This window comes from Streptomyces sp. NPDC048270 (assembly GCF_040652335.1).
In the GTDB taxonomy this organism is placed as follows: Bacteria; Actinomycetota; Actinomycetes; order Streptomycetales; family Streptomycetaceae; genus Streptomyces.
This window is the reverse complement of record NZ_JBEZLV010000014.1, coordinates 118381-137954: the sequence shown is the minus strand read 5'-3', so window position 1 is coordinate 137954 and position 19574 is coordinate 118381. Positions and strand designations below refer to the sequence as shown.

Genomic DNA, 19574 nt, shown 5'->3' with positions numbered 1-19574 from the left:
CGGAACACGGCGGAGGGGCCGGTGCGGACATGGTCCGGCCGGTCCCTCCGCCGCGTTCCGGGGCGCCGCGCTAGGTCATCTCGCGCCTGCCGCCCCGCATCGCCTTGTAGACCATCTCGCCGAGCGCGACGAGGACGACCGCGCCGACGAGCTGGAGCAGGTGGCGGGTCCAGTCGATGCCCCGGGTGTCGGCGACCCCGATCCAGGTGGCGACGGCGTTGCCGAGGACACCGCCGATGATGCCCATGAGGGTGGTCAGCCAGAGGGGCTGGTGCTGCTTGCCCGGCAGGATCGCCCGGGCTATCAGGCCCAGCACGAAACCGACGATGATCGCCCACAACCAGTGCATGTCGAGCCTCCTCCTGGCGCGTTGTGCGCACGTGGGCCCAGTCTCGGCCCGTTCGGCGTACCGCGCATTTCGGGCGGCACCGTTCGGGGGAACCCCCTCTCCTCGCGGCCGGGGAGGCGGCGTACGGTGGGAGGGGTCCGGGCCGGGGAGCGTCCGGCGGGTGATCGGGTGGTGGAGTGTGGAACGGACGAAGCGACAGAAGCGGAACGGGGCCGAGGTCTTCCGGATCACCGGCGCGCGGATGGGCCTCGCCGAGGACGTCCGGGGCCGTCAGCGCCGCTACGTGATCTCGATGGTCATCAGGACCTTGTCGGTCATCGCGACGGTGCTGTTGTGGAACGTGCAGCGGCCGGTGGCGATCGTGACGCTGGTCGCGGGGGCCCTGCTGCCCTACGTCGCCGTGGTCATCGCGAACGCGGGGCGCGAGTCGGCGCCCTCGCTGCCCTCGCACTTCATTCCGGCTCCGGTGCTGCCCGCGCTGGAAGCGGGAAACCTCAGGAAAAGCTCAGATCAATCATGAAGTTCCGGTGCACCGTACCGGGTCCTGCGTGACATACTGCCTACGCGCTCCGCATCCCCCGTCGGAGCGACGGACCGACGCCGGGCAGCTCCCCCCGTGGCTGCTCGGCGTCGCCCTTCCGCTCCGGCGGTTTGTAGGGTTGAGGCGTGACCTCCCCTGAGACCGACACCCCCACCTGTTCCGCCAAGGGCTGCCGCGAAGCGGCCGTCTGGGTACTGGCGTGGAACAACCCGACGCTGCACACGCCCGAGCGCCGCAAGACCTGGCTGGCGTGCGAGGAGCACCGCGAACACCTCTCCCAGTTCCTGGGTGTCCGCGGCTTCCTCAAGGACGTCGTGAAGCTCGGCGAGTGGGTGCAGCCGGAGGGCTCGGAGCGCGCACGCTGAAGCCCCCGCCGGCCGCCGGCCGCCCCTAGCCGCCGATCGCGGACATGGGGCGGTCGGGCTGCAGGAAGGACGGGTCGTCAAGACCGGATCCGGCCTTCTTGCCCCACATCGCCAGCTTCCACAGCCGGGCGATCTCCTCGTCCGGGGCGCCCGAGCGCAGGGCGGCGCGCAGGTCCGATTCCTCGGTGGCGAACAGGCACGTACGGACCTGGCCGTCGGCCGTGAGCCGCGTACGGTCGCAGGCTCCGCAGAAGGGGCGGGTGACCGAGGCGATGACGCCGACGGTGGCCGGGCCGCCGTCGACCACCCAGCGCTCGGCCGGGGCGGAGCCGCGTTCGTCGGCGCCCTCCTCGGTGAGCGTGAAGCGGGTCCGCAGCGACTGGAGGATGTCGCCGGCGGTGATCATGCCCTCGCGCTTCCAGCCGTGCTGGGCGTCGAGGGGCATCTGCTCGATGAAGCGGAGCTCGTACTCGTTCTCCACGGCCCAGGCCAGCAGGTCGGGAGCCTCGTCGTCGTTCAGTCCGGGCATCAGCACGGCGTTGACCTTCACGGGGGTCAGGCCGGCCTCGCGGGCCGCGGCCATGCCCTCGATGACGTCCTTGTGCCGGTCCCGGCGGGTGAGGGTCTTGAAGACCTCGGGCCGCAGGGTGTCCAGCGAAACGTTCACTCGGTCGAGGCCGGCGGCCTTGAGTGCCTGCGCGGTGCGCTTGAGGCCGATGCCGTTGGTGGTCAGCGACATCTTGGGGCGCGGCTCCAGGGCCGCGCACTGCTCGACGATCCCGACCAGGCCGGGACGGAGCAGCGGCTCGCCGCCGGTGAAGCGGACCTCGGTGATGCCGAGCCGGGTGACGGCGATGCGGATCAGGCGGACGATCTCGTCGTCGCTGAGCAGGTCGGACTTCCCCAGCCACTGCAGTCCCTCTTCGGGCATGCAGTAGGTACAGCGGAGGTTGCACCGGTCGGTGAGCGAGACGCGCAGGTCAGTGGCCACGCGGCCGTAGGTGTCGAGAAGCACTGTGGGCCCCCTCCCCTGTCCGGATCTGTAGAGGTTTCGATGATTCGAGCCTACGCGACGCGTGTTACATCCAGTCGTGCCCGAACGGACGAGACGCAGTGTGGCCGCGTCGTACGGAAGTACGACGCGGCCACACTGCGTGTTCGTGTGATGTCAGTGCGCGCCCGTTCCGGTGAGGGAGCGGACTTCCAGCTCGGCGAACTTCTGCGGGTCCGCCTTCTCCTTGGACAGGACGGTGCCCAGCCAGCCCAGCAGGAAGCCGAGCGGGATGGAGATGATGCCCGGGTTCTCCAGCGGGAACCAGTAGAAGTCGGCGTCCTTGAACATCGAGGTGGGCTTCCCGGAGACGACCGGGGAGAAGAGCACCAGGCCGACCGCCGAGACCAGGCCGCCGTAGATGGACCAGAGCGCGCCCTGGGTGCTGAAGCGCTTCCAGAAGAGGCTGTAGAGGATGGTCGGCAGGTTGGCCGACGCGGCGACGGCGAAGGCGAGGGCGACCAGGCCGGCGACGTTCAGGTCGCGGGCGAGCGCGCCGAGGCCGATGGCGACGGCGCCGATGACCACGGTGGACCAGCGGGCCGCGCGCACCTCCTCCTTCTCGGTGGCCTTGCCCTTGCGGATGACGTTGACGTACAGGTCGTGCGCGAAGGACGAGGACGAGGCCAGGGTGAGGCCCGCGACCACGGCGAGGATGGTGGCGAAGGCGACCGCGGAGATCACGGCGAGCAGGACCGCGCCGCCGGTGGAGCCGGCCCCGCCGCCGATCTCCTGGGCCAGCAGCGGGGCCGCGGTGTTGCCCGCCTTGTTCGAGGCCAGGATGTCGTCCCGCTTGAGCAGCGCCGCGGCACCGAAGCCCAGGGCGATGGTCATCAGGTAGAAGGCGCCGATGATGCCGATGGCCCAGTTCACGGACTTGCGGGCGGCCTTGGCGGTGGGCACGGTGTAGAAGCGGATCAGGATGTGCGGCAGGCCGGCGGTGCCGAGGACCAGGGCCAGGCCCAGCGAGATGAAGTCCAGCTTGGTGAGCGAGTCCTTGCCGTACTTGAGCCCCGGCTCGAGGAACTTGGTGCCCTGGCCGCTGTTCTCGGCGGCCTGTCCGAGCAGCGCGGAGATGTTGAAGTTGAACTTCACCAGCACCAGGAAGGTGATCAGCAGGGCGCCCGCGATGAGCAGGACGGCCTTGATCATCTGGACCCAGGTGGTGCCCTTCATCCCGCCGATCGTCACGTACACGATCATCAGGACGCCGACCAGCGCGACGACCGCGACCTTGCCGCCGTCGCTGGTGATGCCGAGGAGCAGCGAGACGAGCACGCCGGCGCCGGCCATCTGGGCGAGCAGGTAGAAGATCGACACCACGATGGTGGAGGTGCCCGCGGCGGTACGGACGGGCCGCTGGCGCATCCGGTACGCGAGGACGTCGCCCATCGTGTAGCGGCCGGAGTTGCGCAGCGGCTCGGCGACGAGCAGCAGCGCCACCAGCCAGGCGACGAGGAAGCCGATGGAGTAGAGGAAGCCGTCGTAGCCGAAGAGGGCGATGGCTCCGGCGATGCCGAGGAAGGACGCGGCGGACATGTAGTCGCCGGAGATGGCGAGGCCGTTCTGGAAGCCGGTGAACTGGCGGCCGCCGGCGTAGAAGTCGGCGGCGTCCTTGGTCTGGCGGCCGGCCCAGATCGTGATGATCAGGGTGGCGACGACGAACAGGCCGAACAGGGTGATGATCAGCGGGCGGTGCTCGGAGGCGCCGGCGGCCATCGTGGTCGTCGCGGTCGTGGTGAGGTGGAGCGTGCCGCTCACTTGCCGCCCTCCATCCGCGCCTTGATGGCCGAGGCCTTGGGGTCGAGCTTGGCGGCGGCGTGCCGCGAGTACAGCCAGGCGATCAGGAAGGTCGTGCCGAACTGGGCGAGGCCGAGCACGAAGGCGATGTTGATGTTGCCGAAGAGCTTGGTCCCCATGAAGCCGCCCGCGTAGCTGGACAGCAGCACGTAGAGCAGGTACCAGGCGATGAAGGCCACGGTGAGCGGGAAGGCGAAGGACCGGTAGGAGCGGCGCAGTTCGGCGAACTCGGCACTCTGCTGGACGGTTGCGAACTCTTCGGCCGTGGGGCCGGGACTCGCCTGGGGCGTTCCCGTGCTGCCGGGCGGCGGCGCTGCTTCGGTGGTCACGGGGGGCTCTCCTTGTGACGCGGGTGCGGTGGGGACGACGGACAAAACAACCTCCGTGTGGGGGACGGTGGCGCTGAAGGCCCCCTGTCAACGGCACGGCCGGCGCGTCGGGACGGTTCAACACCTGGCGTTTCTTTGAGAACTGATTTCTCGAACTGATGGCGGAATGGGGAACACCGGCACTAGGTTCCCCATGTCATGAACCCGTCCGCCGTGACCACGTCCGGACGGGCTTCTTTTCAAGGATGATGTGGAGAACCCATGGCTCATCTGGGATCCGGCCGCCGGCGTGCTCTCGCCGTACCGGTCGGCCTGGCGCTCACCGCGTCGCTCGCCTTCCTGCCCTCCGTCTCGGCCTCGGCCGCGCCGCTGGGCAACACGGCGGACGCGGCAACGGCTTCGAGGGCGGAGACCACCGGCCCCAAGCTGTCGTACGTGGCGAACCTCAACGCGTATGCCACGGTGAAGGCGGCGAAGAAGGCCATCGAGCGGGCCGGCGGAACGGTGGTGACGGCCTATGAGCAGATCGGGGTCATCGTCGCGCACTCCCAGAACCCCGACTTCGCCAAGCAGCTGCGGGCCAACCGCGGCCTGTTCGTCTCGGTCGGCGCCACCCGTACGGCCCCCCTCCAGGCGGTGCAGACGACGGACGAGGGCACGACGCAGCAGCTGAGCGCGGCGGACGCCGCCAAGGCGGCCGCGGCGGCCCAGGAGGGTCAGGAGCCGCTGGAGCCCAACCAGTGGGATCTGCGGACGATCAAGGCCGACCAGGCTCACAAGATCAACGATGGCAGCCAGAACGTCACCGTGGGCGTCATCGACACAGGTGTCGACGACACTCACCCCGATCTGGCACCGAACTTCTCCAAGGAGCAGTCGGCCAACTGCGTCGGCGGCGTCGCGGACACCTCCGAAGGCGCCTGGCGTCCCTACCCGGACGGCAGCGACCACGGCACGCACGTGGCCGGCACCATCGCGGCCCCGCGCAACGGCATCGGTGTCAGCGGTGTCGCGCCCGGCGTCAAGGTCGCCGCGATCAAGGTGAGCGAGCCCGGGACCAGCCTCTTCTTCACCGAGGCGGTCGTCTGCGGCTTCATGTTCGCCGCCGAGAAGGGGATCGAGGTGACCAACAACAGCTACTACGTCGACCCCTGGCTCTACAACTGCAAGTCGGACGACGACCAGAAGGCGCTGGTGGAGGCCATCGGCCGGGCCACCAAGTACGCCGAGCGCAAGGGCACGCTCCACGTGGCCTCGGCCGGCAACTCCGACCACGACCTCGCCGCGGACTCGATCCTGGACGACTCCAGCCCGAACGACACCACCCCGGGGCCCCGCACCATCGACCCCAGGGTCTGCCTGGACCTGCCCACCCAGCTGCCGGGTGTGGTGACGGTCTCGGCGACCGGCGACCAGGGCCTGCGCTCGTACTACTCCAGCTACGGCCTCGGCGTCGTGGACGTCGCCGGCCCGGGCGGCGACAAGTGGCAGATACCGGCCACGCCGGACGCGAACGGCCGGGTGCTGTCCACCGTCCTGGGCGGCGGGTACGGCTACAAGCAGGGCACCTCGATGGCCGCCCCGCACGTCGCGGGCGTCGCGGCGCTGCTCAAGAGCGCCCACCCGTCGGCCACGCCCTCGCAGCTCCAGGCGATGCTCAAGAGCCAGGCCACGAAGGCGCCCTGCCCGGCGCAGATCTACAACGCCGCGGGCACCCTCGTCGACGCCACCACCTGCGAGAGCAAGTGGGGCCAGACGGGCTACTACGGCTACGGCGTCGTCGACGCGCTGAAGGCCGTCAAGTAACCGGCCGGCACACCGGCTGAAACGCGGAAGGGCCGGGCGGGGACCATCCCGCCCGGCCCTTCTGCGTACCGGCCGTCAGGGCGTGATCATCACCTTGAGCGCACTGCGGTCGTCCATCGCGCGGTAGCCCTCCGGGACCTCGTCCAGGGACACCGCCCGGTCGAAGACCGGCGACGGGTCGATGGCTCCGCTGAGCACGTCCTCGAGCAGCTCCGGGATGTAGGCCCGGACCGGTGCCACGCCCCCGCGCAGGGTGATGTTGCGGTCGAACATCACGCCGAGGTCGAGACCGGTGCCGCTGCCGTGCGGCACGCCGACGTAGCCGACGGCCCCGCCGTCGCGGGTGATGTTCACGGCGGTGCGCATGGACTGCTCCGTGCCGACCGCCTCGATGACGGCGTGCGCGCCCTGGCCGCCGGTGAGCTCGCGGACGGCCGCCTCGGCGGCCTCCCCGCGCTCGGCGACGACGTCGGTGGCCCCGAAGAGCTTGGCGATGTCCGTACGGGCGGCGTGGCGGCCCAGCGCGATGATCCGCTCGGCGCCGAGGCGCTTGGCGGCGAGGACACCGCACAGGCCGACGGCGCCGTCGCCGACCACGGCGACCGTGGAGCCCTTGCGCACGCCCGCGCCCAGCGCGGCGTGGTGGCCGGTGCCCATGACGTCGGAGAGCGCGAGCAGCCCGGTCAGCAGGTGGTCGTCGGAGACGGCCTCGGCCGGCAGCTTCACCAGGGTGCCGTCGGCGTGCGGGACGCGGACGGCCTCGCCCTGGCCGCCGTCGTGGCCGACCGAGCCCCAGAAGCCGCCGTGCGCGCAGGAGGTGTAAAGGCCTTCGGAGCAGTAGTCGCAGGTGCCGTCGGACCACATGAAGGGCGCGACGACCAGGTCCCCGGCGCGCAGGCCGGAGACGGCGGAGCCGGTCTCCTCGACCACGCCGAGGAACTCGTGGCCGATCCGCTGGCCGGGCTGTCGGGCGGCCTCGCCGCGGTAGGCCCACAGGTCGCTGCCGCAGATGCAGGCGCGCAGGACGCGGACGACGGCGTCCTCGGGGCGCTGGATCGCAGCGTCGGGCACCTCCTCCACGCGGATGTCGTGCGGGGCGTGGATGACGGTGGCGCGCATGGTGGTGCAGTCCTCCGGCTAGGGGGTCGTTCAGTCTTGTATGACCTGCCTACCGTACGCCTGCGTCCGGGCGAGCGCGCCGGTGGCCAGCAGGTACTGGGCGGCCAGGTAGGTCGCCATGATCCAGAAGTCGGGCCGGGGCAGCTGCGGCCACGCGGCGACCCCGGTCGCGATGAGCGTGTCCGAGATCAGGAACAGCGCCCCGCCGATCCCGGCCCGCGGCCCGAGGGCGCTGGAGCGGAAGGCCATCGCCGTGAGCAGCAGGCTGTACCCGGCGACGGGGATGCGCAGATCGGCCGGGAGGTCCGGCCACATCAGGCCGACGGTGCCGAGCAGGGCGAGCAGGTACGCGCCGCCGAGCAGCGGGTTGGCCGGGCGCCGGCCGAAGAGCACGAGGTAGCAGACGTGCCCGACGGCGAAGGAGCCCATGCCGATCAGGAAGGCGGCCTCGGCGTCGAAGAGCAGGGCGAGGTCCCCGCCCCAGCCGAACAGCAGGGCGGCGACCAGCAGGCGGGGGGCGCCGCGCGTGATCACGTAGGCCACCAGCAGCGGCATCAGCAGGGGTTTGGCGAGGACGTGCCCGAGGTTCCAGTCGGCGAGCAGCGAGCCGAGGTCGACGGCGGCGGCCGCGGCGAAGGCGCCGAGCAGCGCGCGGGAGCCGGGGGCGCCGGCGCGCCCGGCGGGTACGGGGCGGGCCCAGGACGGCGTACGGGACTCGGCGGCGCTCACGCGGCGTGCTCCGACTCCGGGGCGGAGGCGGGCGCGGGCGGGGCGGCGTAGGCGGCAGCGGCAGCAGACTCGGCGGCGGGAGCGGCGGGCGGGACGGCAGCGGCAGCAGACGTGGGAGCAGCGGGCGGGGCGGCAGCGGTGGGCGGGGCCGGCTGCCAGCCGGGGCCGCGGAAGACCCGCCCGGCGCGCTCGCGCCAGCTGCTCGCGGCACGCACGTCACGGGCGATGGCGGCGTACTCGTGCGTGGCCACGCGCAGCGGGTTGTGGGTGCCGATGTTCTTGGTGAGCCCGTAGACGGGCCGCTCCGTCTCCCCCACCCAGGAGCCGAACATCCGGTCCCAGACGATCAGGATCCCGCCGAAGTTGCGGTCCAGGTACCCGCCCTGGGAGGCGTGGTGCACGCGGTGATGGGAGGGGGTGTTGAACACGTACTCGTAGGCCCGGGGCAGTTTCCCGATGCGCTCGGTGTGTACCCAGAACTGGTACAGCAGGTTGATGCCGTAGCAGAACGGGATCGCCGCGGGGTGCACCCCGAGGGCCACCATCGGCAGGTAGAACCACCAGGTCGTGGCGCTGGTCCAGGGCTGGCGCAGGGCGGTGGTCAGGTTGAACCGCCGGCTGCTGTGGTGGACCACGTGGCAGGCCCACAGGATGCGGATGACGTGGTGGAGGCGGTGCTGCCAGTAGTAGAGGAAGTCCTGGACGAGCAGCATCAGCAGCACGGTCCACCACAGGAACGGCACCCGCAGCGGGGTGAGTTCGTAGACCGCGGTGAACACCGCGACGACCGGGATCTTCCAGAGCAGGTCGAACCCGATGCTGCCGAGCCCCATCGTGACGCTGGTGACCGCGTCCTTCGTGTCGTACCCGGCGGCGTCCTCGTCGGGATGGAGCCGGTAGCTGACCACCTCGATGACGGTGAGCAGCACGAAGGCGGGTATGGACCACAGCACGACATCGGGCAGGTTCGGCATGTGGGCACCATAGAGGCGGCCTCAGGGGTGCCGCTAGGGGTTGTTACCGATCGGTATCCATCGGGGTTACCGACGGTTCGGGGAGGGTGGGGGATGACGGGTTTCGAGATGGTTCTCTTACGGGTGGCGGGCACGGCGGCGGGGGCGCTGCTGAAGTCCCTCCTGTCGCGGGCCCCCGGCGCGGGCCTGACGGCCGACCCGGCGCGGCCGGCCCCGCGCTGGCGCCGCCCCGCGCAGCTCGGCGACGGGGAGGTACGGGAGCTGACGCACATCCTGGCGGCGCGGCTGGGCCCCGCGTGCGCCTCTCTCCCGGCCCACGAACGCCTGGCCGCCCTCGACGCGGTCGGCGACGCCTTCGCCGCGCTCGGCCCGCTGGACGCGGAGGCCCTCTTCGCGGCGGACCTGGACCCGGCGACCCTGGCCGCGGCCGTGCCCCGGCCCCCGGCCGGCCTCGCACCGACCGCCGAGGCCCTGTACGGGCGGCTGGTCCGGCTGTGCTGCGCGCACGCGGTGGAGTACGCGACGACCCTGCCGGGGTTCGGAGCGCGGGCGGATGTGGAACTGGTGCGGCGCACCGGGGAGCTGGCGCGGGCCGTGGACCGGCTGGGCGACCGGTCCGACGGCGCCGCATACGCCTTCGAGGAGCGCTACGCCCGCTACGTCGCCGACACCCACGGCCGCCTCCAGCTCTTCGGCCTCACCCTCAGCCGCTCCCGCCAGGAGTGGCCGCTGGACATGGCCTACATCAGCCTGGCGGTGAGCGGTGAGCAGCAGCTGATTCCGGGCGCGCCCGGGATGCACCAGACCTCGCTCCGGGCGGAGCAGGTGCTCGGCGCGTCCAACCGGGTCCTGCTGCGCGGCCCGGCGGGCTCCGGGAAGTCGACCCTTGTCCAGTGGCTGGCCCTGAACTCGGCCCGGCAGGCCGATGGCCTGTGGAGCACGTGCGTCCCCTTCGTACTGCGGCTGCGGGCGTTCACGGCTTCCGGCGAGCTGCCGCTGCCCGAGGACTTCCTGCGCGCCGGCGGGGTCCCGCTGTCGGCTCCGCCCGGGTGGGTGGAGGGGCTCATGCTCAGCGGCCGGGCGCTGGTCCTGGTCGACGGTGTGGACGAGGTCCCGCAGCGGCTGCGCGCCCGCACCGAGGCCTGGCTGCGCTCGCTCGTCTCCGCCTTCCCGAAGGCCCGGTGCGTGGTGACGACGCGGCCGTCCGCGGTCCCCGAGGACTGGCTCGCCGGCCTGGGCTTCGCCACTCACACGATGCTGCCGATGGAGCAGAAGGACATCCAGGCCTTCGTCGCCCACTGGCACGCGGCGGCCCGGGCGGAGGGGCTGGAAGTCGACGCGTACGAGGCCGCCCTGCTGGAGGCGGTCGCCTCCCGGCGGGATCTGGCCCGGCTGGCCACCAACCCCCTGATGTGCGCGCTGCTCTGCGCCCTGAACCAGGACCGCCGCATGCAACTCCCCCGGGCCCGCAAGGAGCTGTACGACGCCGCGCTGGACATGCTGCTGGTCCGCCGGGACACGGAACGGGAGATCAGCGGCGTCGAGGGGGTCTACCTGACCCGCGACGAGCAGATCGCGCTGCTCCAGCGGCTGGCATACTGGCTGATCCGCAACGGGCAGGTGGAGGCGGGCCGCGGCGAGGCCGTCGAGATGATGAGCGAGTGGCTGGGCTCGATGCAGCAGGTGCGGGCGCAGGGCGGTGCGGAGCAGGTCTTCACCCACCTGCTGATCCGAAGCGGGCTGCTCCTGGAACCGGTACCGGGCTCGGTGGTCTTCGTCCACCGCACGTTCCAGGACTACCTGGGTGCCAAGGCGGCGGTGGAGTCGCGGGACTTCGGCGTGCTGGTGACGAACGCCCACGACGACACTTGGGACGACGTGGTCCGCATGGCGGTGGGCCACGCCCGCCCGGACGAGCGCACCCGCATCCTGCGCGGCCTGCTGCGCCGGGCCGACAAGGTCAAGGGCGTCCGCAACCGGCTGGTGCTGCTGGCAGCGGCCTGCCTGGAGCACGCCCCGGAGCTGGATCGCGACGTGTCGGCGGCGGTACTGGACCGCACCGCCGAACTCCTGCCGCCGCGCGGCCCGGAACAGGCCGAGGAACTGGCCAGGGCCGGCGAACTGGTGCTTGACCTGCTGCAGACACCGTCGGACGCGGCCGACGAGCTGGAGGTGGCCGGGACCATCCGCACGGCCGCACTTATCGGGGGTGAGCGCGCCCTGGCGGTGATCCGCCGGTTCCGCGCGGAGACCCGCCTGAAGCCGGCCGTGGAACTGGACGAAGCCTGGAGTCGCTTCGACGCCAGGATGTACGCCGAGGCAGTGCTCGCCGACGCGACCCTGGGGCACGGGCCGCTGTCCCTGCGGACACCGGAACAGCTCGCATGCATGGACGGGCTCGGGCAGTACGAGGATCTGCGCCTGTTCGAGCCCCGCGAGATTCCCGTGGAGATCGCCAGGCGGCCCGGGCTGCGGGGTTTGACGGTGGTGAACGCTCCCGAGCTGACCGACCTCGGCCCCCTGGCCGCCGCCTCGCGGCTGAAGTACCTCTACCTGTCCGCCTGTACGAGTCTGATCGACCTGGGCCCCCTGGCGGACCTGGGGTTGGAGCGCCTGTTCACGTTCGGCAGCCGTCAGGTCTCGCTGGGGGTTCTGGAGCGCCTAGGGAGCCTCGTCTCCCTGGGCCTCTCGTCGCTCGACGGGCGGCGGTGCGTGGGAGACCTGCCGGGTTCGGCCGCGCTGACCACCCTCTACCTCTTCGAAGGCTCGGAGGAAGCGTCCCTCGACGGTCTGGAACGCTGGCCGGACCTGGACTTCCTGACCCTCACCGGCAATCGTCAGGGGCACCAGTTGCGCGACATGCGGCAGGTGCCCGACCTCGCATTCCTCCAAATGATCCATCGCGACGATCTGGACCCCGCCGAACTGCTCCGGTTCCCCCGGCTGAAGACCCTCTACCTGTCTGACTGCCGGATCGCCTCCGGGGTCGACGTCTGGCGGGAGCTGACCGAGCTGCACACCCTCTCGTTCAACGTCTGCGGCACGGTCGACCTCACCCCCCTCGCCGGCATGCCCGAACTGACCGTCCATGTACTCGGGGGTACGGAACTGCTCGGCGGCGAGCTGTTCCCGCCGGGGCGGATCACGTACACGCCGTGAACCGCCCCACAGGAACGCGTCACCAGACCCGGACCGACCCCCCCTTCGCGAAGGCCGGGCTGGTCGCCCCCGGCGGGACCTGCGTCAGTGGTTCGGCGATCTCCGTGACCAGCGGTCCGTGCTTGGCCGCGAGCGCGTCCAGCAAGGGGAGGTCGAAGCCGTAGACACGGGCCGCGTTGCCGCCCACCATCGCGGCGACCTCGGCCCGCGGGAGGCCCGCGTAGGCGATGCGGAGGCCTTCGCGGGAGAAGGGGGTCGTGCCCTCGTCGTGGGGGTAGTCGCTGCCCCACATGATCTTGTCGAGGCCGATCCGCTCCCGCAGCGGGACCTCGTGGGGGCGCATGAAGCTCGCTCCCACGAAGCAGTTGTCGCGCCAGACCTCGCCCGGGCCCCTGCCCATCGAATCGGCGAGCCCCGCCCCGAACTTGGACTCGGCCGTGGCGGAGGCCGCCACCAGCCGGCGGTGGTAGTAGTCCAGCATCTCCAGGACACCCGGGATCCAGCCGGAGCCCTGCTCCGTCAGGACCAGCCGGAGACCCGGGTGGCGGCGGAAGGCGCCGCCGAAGATCAGGTGCCACAGGGCGCGGTGCGAGAACCAGGTGGTCTCGACCATGAACACCGCGCGGGCGGCGGGTTCGTCGCCCAGGGGCGGCGAGGCCGAACCGCCGTGGTGGTTGACCGGCACGTCCAGCTCGGAGCACACCGCCCAGATCGGGTCGTACGCGGCCGAGTAGAGCTCGGGGACCGTGGAGCCGGGCGGCACGCCGGGCAGCAGGATGCCGCCCGTCAGCCCCGCCTCCTTCGTGCGGCGGATCTCCTGCACCGCCGCGTCCACGTCGTTGAGGAGGATCTGCACCACGCCCGCCCGCCGACCCGGCGCGTCCGCGCAGAAGTCCGCCAGCCAGCGGTTGTGCGCCTGGAGCCCCGCCCACCGCATCTCGTACTCGGCGGCCGTCGGGGGCTGGGCCATCAGCGAGGCCTTGGGGAAGAACGGCGGGATGGTGTTGGGGAAGACGACCTCGGCGACGATGCCGTCGGCCTCCAGTTCCGCCAGGCGCCGCGCCGAGTTCCAGTTCCGGTCGGCCGTGTCAGCGAGGAGGTCCTCGTACGGGTTCACGTAGGTGGCGGCCCAGGCGTCGAACGCGTCGTGGTAGCGCTTCTCCAGGTACGGCTTGTAGTCCAGCAGGTCGGCGCCGGCGTGGCAGTCCGCCGAGATCACGGTGTAGCGGTCCTGCGTCACCGCGACACCCCCAGGACCGGGAACTCGTTGTCCGTCAGCCAGTGCCGGCCCACCTCGCGGGAGCGGGCCCAGGAGGCCTCCACCGCCGCCTGGTCCGGGGACTGGCCCAGCTCGGCGGGGGTGGGGCCGATCCGGCGGGCCACGGGTGCGAGCTTGTCCGTGTCGAAGCCGAAGACCTCGGCGGCCGCCAGCCCCAGCATCCGGCGGGTCTCGGCCACCGGGATGTCGTGGAAGGTCCTGCGCAGCCAGTTCCGGGTGTCGGGCCAGGTGCCCTCGGGGTGCGGGAAGTCCGAGCCCCACAGGATGTTGTCCACGCCGATCTCGTAGCGCTGGGCCAGTTCCCGGCGCTTGGTGTTCGTCGCGCAGACGAAGACCTGCCGGTCCAGGTACTCGCTCGGCGGGCGCTTCAGCTCCGCGAAGGGCGAGAGCTTCTTGCCGCCGTGGGCGCCGAGGTAGAGGCGGTCCATGAACCACAGCTGGTTGGGCAGCCACCAGCAGCCCGACTCGGCCACGCCGAAGCGCAGCCCCGGGTGCCGCTCGAAGACCCCGGACCAGAGCAGGAACCACAGCGGCCGGGCGGGCCACCAGGTGACCTCGGAGACGTAGATGCCGAGGTGGTCGCCGTACTCGTGGCGGGGCGCGGCCCCGGAGTGGGTGACGATCGGCATCGCCGTCTCGGCGGCGGCCGCCCAGACCGGGTCGTAGCGGCGGTCGTGGTAGGGCGCCTTGTCCACCCACATGGAGGGGATCATCAGGGCGCCAAGCCCGGACTCCTTGGCCCGGTGGATCTCGGCGACGACCCTGTCCGGCTCCCCGGTGATGGGCAGCAGGGCGACACCGCAGTGCCTCTCGGGGTTCTGCGAGACGAACTCGGCGAGCCAGCGGTTGTGCGCCTGCGCGCCCGCCATGCCGAGTTCCGGGTCCTGGTCGCCGGAGAGGCCGAGGCCCACCCCGAAGGGGGCCGCGGTCTGGCTGTCGACGGCGTCCGCGTCGGGGAAGACGACCTCGGCGGCCACCCCGTCGCCGTCGAGTTCCTTCAGGCGCTGTCCGGCGTCCCAGCCGCCCCTGAGCCCTTCCTCGTGGTCGTGGAACCACTTCTCGGCGAAGGCCTCGTTGCGGACGCCCAGCCGGGTGGCCTCCTCGCGCCGGGCGTCGCGCTGGCCGAGGAACTCGTCGAACTGCGGGTGGAAGCGGGAGTCCAGGTACGGGCGGTACCGCTCGGTGGGCAGGCCCGCGTGGCAGTCGGAGGAGATGATCAGGTACGGGTCTTCGTACGGTGTGTCGCTCACGGCAGGTGTGTCACTCACGGCGGACGCTCCTCAGTCGAGGATGAAGCTCTCCAGGTAGGCGGGGTCGGCGCGGTCGAGCATCGACTGCGACCGGGCGCGGATCTGCCGGTCGCTGTGCTCGCTCGGCGGCAGCATCCAGAAGCGGTCGGCGCGGATGCCGTCGACGACGTGCTCCGCGACCTCCTCGACCGGGGTGAACTCCACCTCGTGGCCGGCCTGCTTCATCGCGGCCTCGTACTGGTCGAGGCTGCGGTACGGGGTCTTGCGCGGGCGCTGCTTCGCGTACCGCTCGGGCCGGTTGCGGTGGGACTCCCACAGGCCGGTGCGCAGCATGTGCGGTCCGGGGAAGAGGACGGAGGCGCCGACGGCGGCGCCCTCCGCCTTGAGGTGGGCGTACAGGGACTCGGTCATGGTGACCACGGCCGCCTTGGTGACGGCGTAGACGGAGGCGGTGGGGAGCGGGGCGATGCCGCCGTCGCCGGAGGAGGTGTTGACGACGTGCCCCGGCTCGCCGGCCGCGATCATGCGGGGGACGAAGGCCTGGATGCCGTGGAAGACCCCCCATACGTTGACGGAGAAGGCCCACTTCCAGTCATTGGGGTCGTGCTCCCACATCCGGCCCTCGGCGCCCGAGCCGACGCCGGCGTTGTTGCAGAGCACGTGGACCGCGCCGAAGGCCTCGTAGGCGGCGTCGGCGAGGGAGAGCACGGACTCGCGCTCGCTCACGTCGACGAGTCTGGCGAGCACCTGGGCCCCGTCCGCGGCGAGCTCGTCGGCGGCCTTGCGCAGGGCGGCTTCCTCCACGTCGGCGAGGACCACCTTCAGTCCCTCGGCGGCGAAGCGGCGGGCCATGGCGAGGCCGATCCCGCCGGCGGCTCCGGTGACGACGGCCACCTGTCCCGGTTCGAGTCGCACGTCACACACTCCCCTCGGGCGGCCCGTCCAGGATCTGCATCGGGTCGTCGTAGCGCTGGTGGATGTACGGGAGCAGGGCCTGGGCGCTGACGCGCTCGACGACCCGGCCCCTCTGGTCGGTGGTCTTCTCGCCGATGGTGATCTCCACGATCCGGCGGACGGGGAGGTCGGCGACGGGGTCGAACATGGACTCGCGGAGCACCACGTCACCGGTGATGTGCTCCAGCTTGCGGACCTTCTCGTTCCGGGTGCAGTGCACGAGCACCGGGTCGGCGTCGAAGCCCGAACCGTCCACGGCGGGCAGGAACTTGAAGTAGAAGTCGGTCTTCTGGGTGGGCTCGGGCAGCGGCAGCTCGCGGTCGACGGCCCCGCGCACCTCGACGAACGCGATGCCGTGCCGGGCGAGGGAGGCCCGTATGACGAGGCCCTCGCGCTCGACGGTGACCTCGCCCAGCTTCTTCGGTTCGCCGAAGACCTCGCGGCCGCCGGTCAGGGCGCGCTCGTGGGTCATCGGCATGACCAGCGGGTACCAGCCCTCGACCCCGCCGTGCTGGGCGGCGACGGCCACCGAGCCGGCGCCGAGGGGATAGCCCGGCAGGTCGACCTTGCTGATGTTGGCCCGTACGAGGGGCCGGTCGGCCGGCTTGAGCGGCGGGGGCAGCACCGCCGCCACCACGTCCGGGTCGCTCTCCCAGACGGCCACCACCCCGGTGGACCAGATGTCGGGGAGCTTGGAACTCTTCTCGCGCGACGCCGCGATCTCGGCCTCGGTCCGCGCTCCGTACCGTACGCGTGCCATGAATCGCACCATCCCTCGGCTAGGGTGCAGTCGGTCCTGTAACACAGTTACACCGCTGACGATGAAGGGTAAAGACCCCTGCACGCACCAGAACTGACGGATCGACAGATGGGTGGACCCGGAGCCATGGCCAGAAGCACGCTGACCCGCGACGAGGTGCTGGACGCCGCCGCGTCCCTGGTCAAGCAGCACGGTCCGGCCGCCCTCACCATGCGCAAACTGGCCGCCGAGCTGGGCACCGCGGTGACCTCCATCTACTGGCACGTCGGCAACCGCGAGTCACTGCTCGACGCCCTCGTGCGGCGGACCGTCGAGGAGATGGGCGCGATCCGGCCCGTCGGCCGCACCCCGGCCGACCGGATCCTGTCGGTGGCCCGGACCCTGCGCCACGAACTGCGCGAGCGCCCGCACCTGATCGCGATGGTCCACGAACGCGGTCTCACCGAGCGGATGTTCCTGCCGGCGCAGCAGGCCCTGGTGCACGAGGTGCACGCCGCGGGGCTGCGCGGCACCCGGGCCGCCGACGCGGTGCGCGCGATCCAGTTCCAGATCGTCGGCTTCCTCCTCGTCGAGCGCAACCGCGAGCGCGCACCGGCCCAGTCCCCCGCCGAGAGCGAGCTGTGGGACCCGGTGGCCGCCCCCCACGATCCGGCGCTCGCCCGCGCGCTGGCCCGCCCGGCCGACCCGGAACGGCTGTTCCTCGTCTCCGTGCGGGCCTTGGTCCGCGCCCTGCTCGCGCCCCCCGCCCGCTAGGGCCCCGGTCGGGGGCGGGGGCATCGCGGCCACGGCTGTCGGTCGGGGCCGATATCCTCTGTGACCATGCTCGACGACCGTACGACCGCAGAGACGATGTGGCCGACCGCGTACCCACAGGGGTACGCGGTCGTCGACGTGGAGACCACCGGACTCGCTCGCGACGACCGGATAGTCTCCGCCGCCGTCTACCGGCTGGACGCGCAGGGCAACGTGGAGGACCACTGGTACACGCTGGTCAACCCGCAGCGCGATCCCGGGCCGGTGTGGATCCACGGCATCACCAGCGACATGCTCGGCGACGCCCCGCTCTTCAAGGACATCGCCGAGGAGTTCGCGGGCCGGCTCGCCGACCGGGTGCTGGTCGCGCACAACGCCATCTTCGACTGGCAGATGATCGCGCGGGAGTACGCGCGGGCCGCCGAGACCGCGCCGGTCCGTCAGCGGCTGTGCACCATCGCCCTGTCGAAGGAGCTGAACCTCCCGCTGCCCAACCACAAGCTCGAATCGCTCGCCGCGCACTTCGGCGTGGTCCAGCAGCGCGCGCACCACGCGCTCGACGACGCCCGGGTGCTGGCGGAGGCGTTCCGTCCGTCGCTGCACGCGGCCGCGCGGGACGGCGTACGGCTGCCCCTGCTGGAATGCCGGCCGCTGACGGAGTGGTCCGACTCCCCCGCCACCCCGCGGGTGGGCTACCAGGCCTCCTACCGGGGCGGCGGCTGGCGGCCCTCGCGCAAGCGGCCGCCGTGCCCGCACCCGAACCCGGGGCGCTACGAGGACGGCAAGCCGCTGAAGCAGGGCATGCGGATCGCCTTCTCCGGCGACACCTCCGTGGACCGGGAGCTGCTGGAGGACCGCGCGGTGGAGGCGGGCCTGCACATCGCGACGAGTGTGTCGCGGCTCACCAGCCTGCTGGTGACGAACGACCCCGACTCGGCGACCTCGAAGACGGTCAAGGCGAAGTCCTTCGGCACGCCGGTCGTCGACGAGGCCGCGTTCACCCAGCTGCTGCGGGACGTGGCGGCCGCGGCGCAGGACGCGGCCGCGGGGGACCCGGCCTCGGACGACGGCTCGGAGCACGGCTCTGGGCACGCCTCGGACCACGGCGCGCACGACGGCCCGGACCGCGCCGCGGACTGAGCGCGATTGCGCCGGGAGGGTGCAGGCGCCGCGACTCACCCCGGTGGATCTTGTTCCGGTCCGCCGCCGTGCGGAGCATGCGGCGCATGGCACGTTGTGAGGTCTGCGGAAACGATTACGGCATGTCGTTCGAGGTGCACGCGCAGGGCGCCGTGCACGTCTTCGACTGCTTCTCCTGCGCCATCCACCGCATGGCGCCCATCTGCGAGCACTGCCGGGTCCAGATCATCGGCCAGGGCGTCGAGGTCGAGGGGCAGTGGTTCTGCGGGGCGCACTGCGCCCGCGCGGAGGGGAAGGTGGGCGTCAAGGACCACGTCTGACACCCCGTCCCCGCACCCCGATCCCCCGCTCCCCTGCCCGCCCGGCCCCGGACGGCCACCCGGCCGCCCGGGGCCGACCCGCTGGGGGTACCGTCGTGGGCGTGTACCGCTTTGTGCTGACCCGGCAGTGGGTGTGCCTCACCCTCATCGCCCTCGTCCTCATCCCCGTGATGGTCAAGCTGGGGTTCTGGCAGTTCCACCGCCATGAGCACCGGGTCGCGCAGAACCACCTGATCGAGGAGAACCTGCGGGCGGCGCCGGTCCCCATGACCGAGGTCACCTCCCCCGGCCACCGCGTCCCCCGCGCGGACTTCTGGCGGGCGGTCACCGCGACCGGCACGTACGACACCGCGCACGAGGTGGTCGTCCGGATGCGGACCGACAACGACGACAAGGTCGGCTTCCACGTCCTGACCCCGCTCGTCCTCGGCGACGGCCGGGTGGTGCTCGTCAACCGGGGCTGGGTGCCGGGCGGCGACGACCCCCGCGCTTACCCGCCCGTCCCGGCCGCCCCCGCGGGCGAGGTCACGGTCGCCGGCCGGCTGAAGGCCGACGAGACCAGCGGCGGCAGCGGCATCAAGGACCGCAAGGGCCTGCCGGACCGCCAGGTGATGCTGATCAACAGCACCCAGCAGGCCCGCTCCCTCGGCAGGCCGGTCCTCGGCGGCTACCTGGAACTCACCTCTCCGGCCCCGGCCGACGGCAGCCCCCAGCCCGTGGCCGAACCCGACCACGACTCGATCGGCGCGCACATGGCGTACGCCGTCCAGTGGTGGTTGTTCGCGTCCGCGGTCCCGGTGGGATGGGTGGTCCTCGTACGGCGCGAGAAGCGCGAGCGCGCGGAACAGGCGGCCGGATCCGGATCCGGCGCCGAACGGGAGCCCGCGACGGCGTAG

At 71.8% G+C, this 19574-nt stretch carries 19 protein-coding genes; 8 read left to right on the top strand and 11 right to left on the bottom strand.

Translation table 11 applies throughout. The features are described 5' to 3' along the window. Positions 1–70: 70 nt before the first annotated feature. Positions 71–349, bottom strand: coding sequence for a GlsB/YeaQ/YmgE family stress response membrane protein (locus AB0D66_RS15415; RefSeq protein WP_362302340.1), 279 nt, complete (start codon positions 347–349; stop codon positions 71–73). Between the two features lie 241 nt (positions 350–590). Between AB0D66_RS15415 and AB0D66_RS15410 the strand changes: the two genes are divergently transcribed. Both AB0D66_RS15410 and AB0D66_RS15405 read left to right on the top strand, forming a co-directional pair. Beyond that, positions 591–869: a DUF3099 domain-containing protein gene (locus AB0D66_RS15410; RefSeq protein ID WP_362302447.1), complete on the top strand. Its 279-nt coding sequence runs from the start codon at positions 591–593 to the stop codon at positions 867–869. Between the two features lie 146 nt (positions 870–1015). Then, positions 1016–1255, top strand: a complete 240-nt coding sequence (locus AB0D66_RS15405; protein ID WP_362302337.1) for a hypothetical protein — start codon at positions 1016–1018, stop codon at positions 1253–1255. A 25-nt stretch (positions 1256–1280) separates the two neighbouring features. Here the strand turns inward: AB0D66_RS15405 and moaA are convergent, their stop codons facing one another. From moaA to AB0D66_RS15390, 3 genes are all read right to left on the bottom strand, one after another. After that, entirely contained in the window at positions 1281–2270 is a 990-nt protein-coding gene (moaA, locus tag AB0D66_RS15400) for a GTP 3',8-cyclase MoaA (protein ID WP_362302334.1), read from the bottom strand. Between the two features lie 153 nt (positions 2271–2423). Beyond that, positions 2424–4025: a cation acetate symporter gene (locus tag AB0D66_RS15395; protein WP_362302444.1), complete on the bottom strand. Its 1602-nt coding sequence runs from the start codon at positions 4023–4025 to the stop codon at positions 2424–2426. A 38-nt stretch (positions 4026–4063) separates the two neighbouring features. Continuing rightward, positions 4064–4435, bottom strand: a complete 372-nt coding sequence (locus AB0D66_RS15390; protein ID WP_362302331.1) for a DUF485 domain-containing protein — start codon at positions 4433–4435, stop codon at positions 4064–4066. A 261-nt stretch (positions 4436–4696) separates the two neighbouring features. Between AB0D66_RS15390 and AB0D66_RS15385 the strand changes: the two genes are divergently transcribed. Further along, complete coding sequence (locus tag AB0D66_RS15385; RefSeq protein ID WP_362302328.1) at positions 4697–6241, top strand: S8 family serine peptidase; 1545 nt, start codon at positions 4697–4699, stop codon at positions 6239–6241. A gap of 75 nt (positions 6242–6316) precedes the next feature. On the opposite strand, the gene AB0D66_RS15380 is transcribed toward AB0D66_RS15385, so the two are convergent. Genes AB0D66_RS15380 through AB0D66_RS15370 form a run of 3 tightly spaced genes read right to left on the bottom strand, consistent with a single transcriptional unit; the run spans position 6317 to position 9063 of the window. After that, on the bottom strand, positions 6317–7360 hold the full coding sequence (locus AB0D66_RS15380; protein WP_362302325.1) for a zinc-dependent alcohol dehydrogenase family protein: 1044 nt from the start codon (positions 7358–7360) through the stop codon (positions 6317–6319). Positions 7361–7390: 30 nt separating this feature from the next. Continuing rightward, positions 7391–8089, bottom strand: coding sequence for a lysoplasmalogenase (locus tag AB0D66_RS15375; protein WP_362302322.1), 699 nt, complete (start codon positions 8087–8089; stop codon positions 7391–7393). Next, entirely contained in the window at positions 8086–9063 is a 978-nt protein-coding gene (locus AB0D66_RS15370) for a sterol desaturase family protein (protein ID WP_362302319.1), read from the bottom strand. Before AB0D66_RS15370 ends, AB0D66_RS15375 begins: the two co-directional genes overlap by 4 nt. A gap of 93 nt (positions 9064–9156) precedes the next feature. Between AB0D66_RS15370 and AB0D66_RS15365 the strand changes: the two genes are divergently transcribed. Further along, the gene (locus AB0D66_RS15365) at positions 9157–12222 is read left to right on the top strand and encodes an NACHT domain-containing protein (RefSeq protein WP_362302316.1); all 3066 of its coding nucleotides are present in this window, start codon (positions 9157–9159) and stop codon (positions 12220–12222) included. Positions 12223–12241: 19 nt separating this feature from the next. On the opposite strand, the gene AB0D66_RS15360 is transcribed toward AB0D66_RS15365, so the two are convergent. From AB0D66_RS15360 to AB0D66_RS15345, 4 genes are read right to left on the bottom strand one after another with little or no spacing between them, the layout of a single operon-like run. After that, the gene (locus AB0D66_RS15360) at positions 12242–13462 is read right to left on the bottom strand and encodes an amidohydrolase family protein (RefSeq protein WP_362302313.1); all 1221 of its coding nucleotides are present in this window, start codon (positions 13460–13462) and stop codon (positions 12242–12244) included. After that, positions 13459–14751, bottom strand: a complete 1293-nt coding sequence (locus tag AB0D66_RS15355; RefSeq protein ID WP_362302441.1) for an amidohydrolase family protein — start codon at positions 14749–14751, stop codon at positions 13459–13461. The genes AB0D66_RS15360 and AB0D66_RS15355 overlap by 4 nt, the downstream gene beginning before the upstream one ends. Positions 14752–14781: 30 nt before the next feature. Then, entirely contained in the window at positions 14782–15666 is an 885-nt protein-coding gene (locus AB0D66_RS15350; protein ID WP_362302310.1) for an SDR family NAD(P)-dependent oxidoreductase, read from the bottom strand. 1 nt (position 15667) lies between these two features. Then, a complete protein-coding gene (locus AB0D66_RS15345; RefSeq protein WP_362302307.1) occupies positions 15668–16465 on the bottom strand; it encodes an acetoacetate decarboxylase family protein in 798 nt (265 codons plus the stop codon). Positions 16466–16591: 126 nt separating this feature from the next. Between AB0D66_RS15345 and AB0D66_RS15340 the strand changes: the two genes are divergently transcribed. The 4 genes from AB0D66_RS15340 (at position 16592) to AB0D66_RS15325 (ending at position 19574) form a co-directional block, all read left to right on the top strand. Continuing rightward, positions 16592–17218 carry a TetR family transcriptional regulator gene (locus AB0D66_RS15340; protein ID WP_362302304.1) on the top strand — a complete coding sequence of 209 codons (627 nt, stop codon included), beginning with the start codon at positions 16592–16594 and terminating at the stop codon, positions 17216–17218. Between the two features lie 60 nt (positions 17219–17278). Beyond that, complete coding sequence (locus AB0D66_RS15335) at positions 17279–18358, top strand: DEDDh family exonuclease (RefSeq protein WP_362302301.1); 1080 nt, start codon at positions 17279–17281, stop codon at positions 18356–18358. A gap of 86 nt (positions 18359–18444) precedes the next feature. After that, on the top strand, positions 18445–18678 hold the full coding sequence (locus AB0D66_RS15330; protein ID WP_362302298.1) for a hypothetical protein: 234 nt from the start codon (positions 18445–18447) through the stop codon (positions 18676–18678). A gap of 101 nt (positions 18679–18779) precedes the next feature. Then, a complete protein-coding gene (locus AB0D66_RS15325) occupies positions 18780–19574 on the top strand; it encodes an SURF1 family protein (RefSeq protein WP_362302295.1) in 795 nt (264 codons plus the stop codon).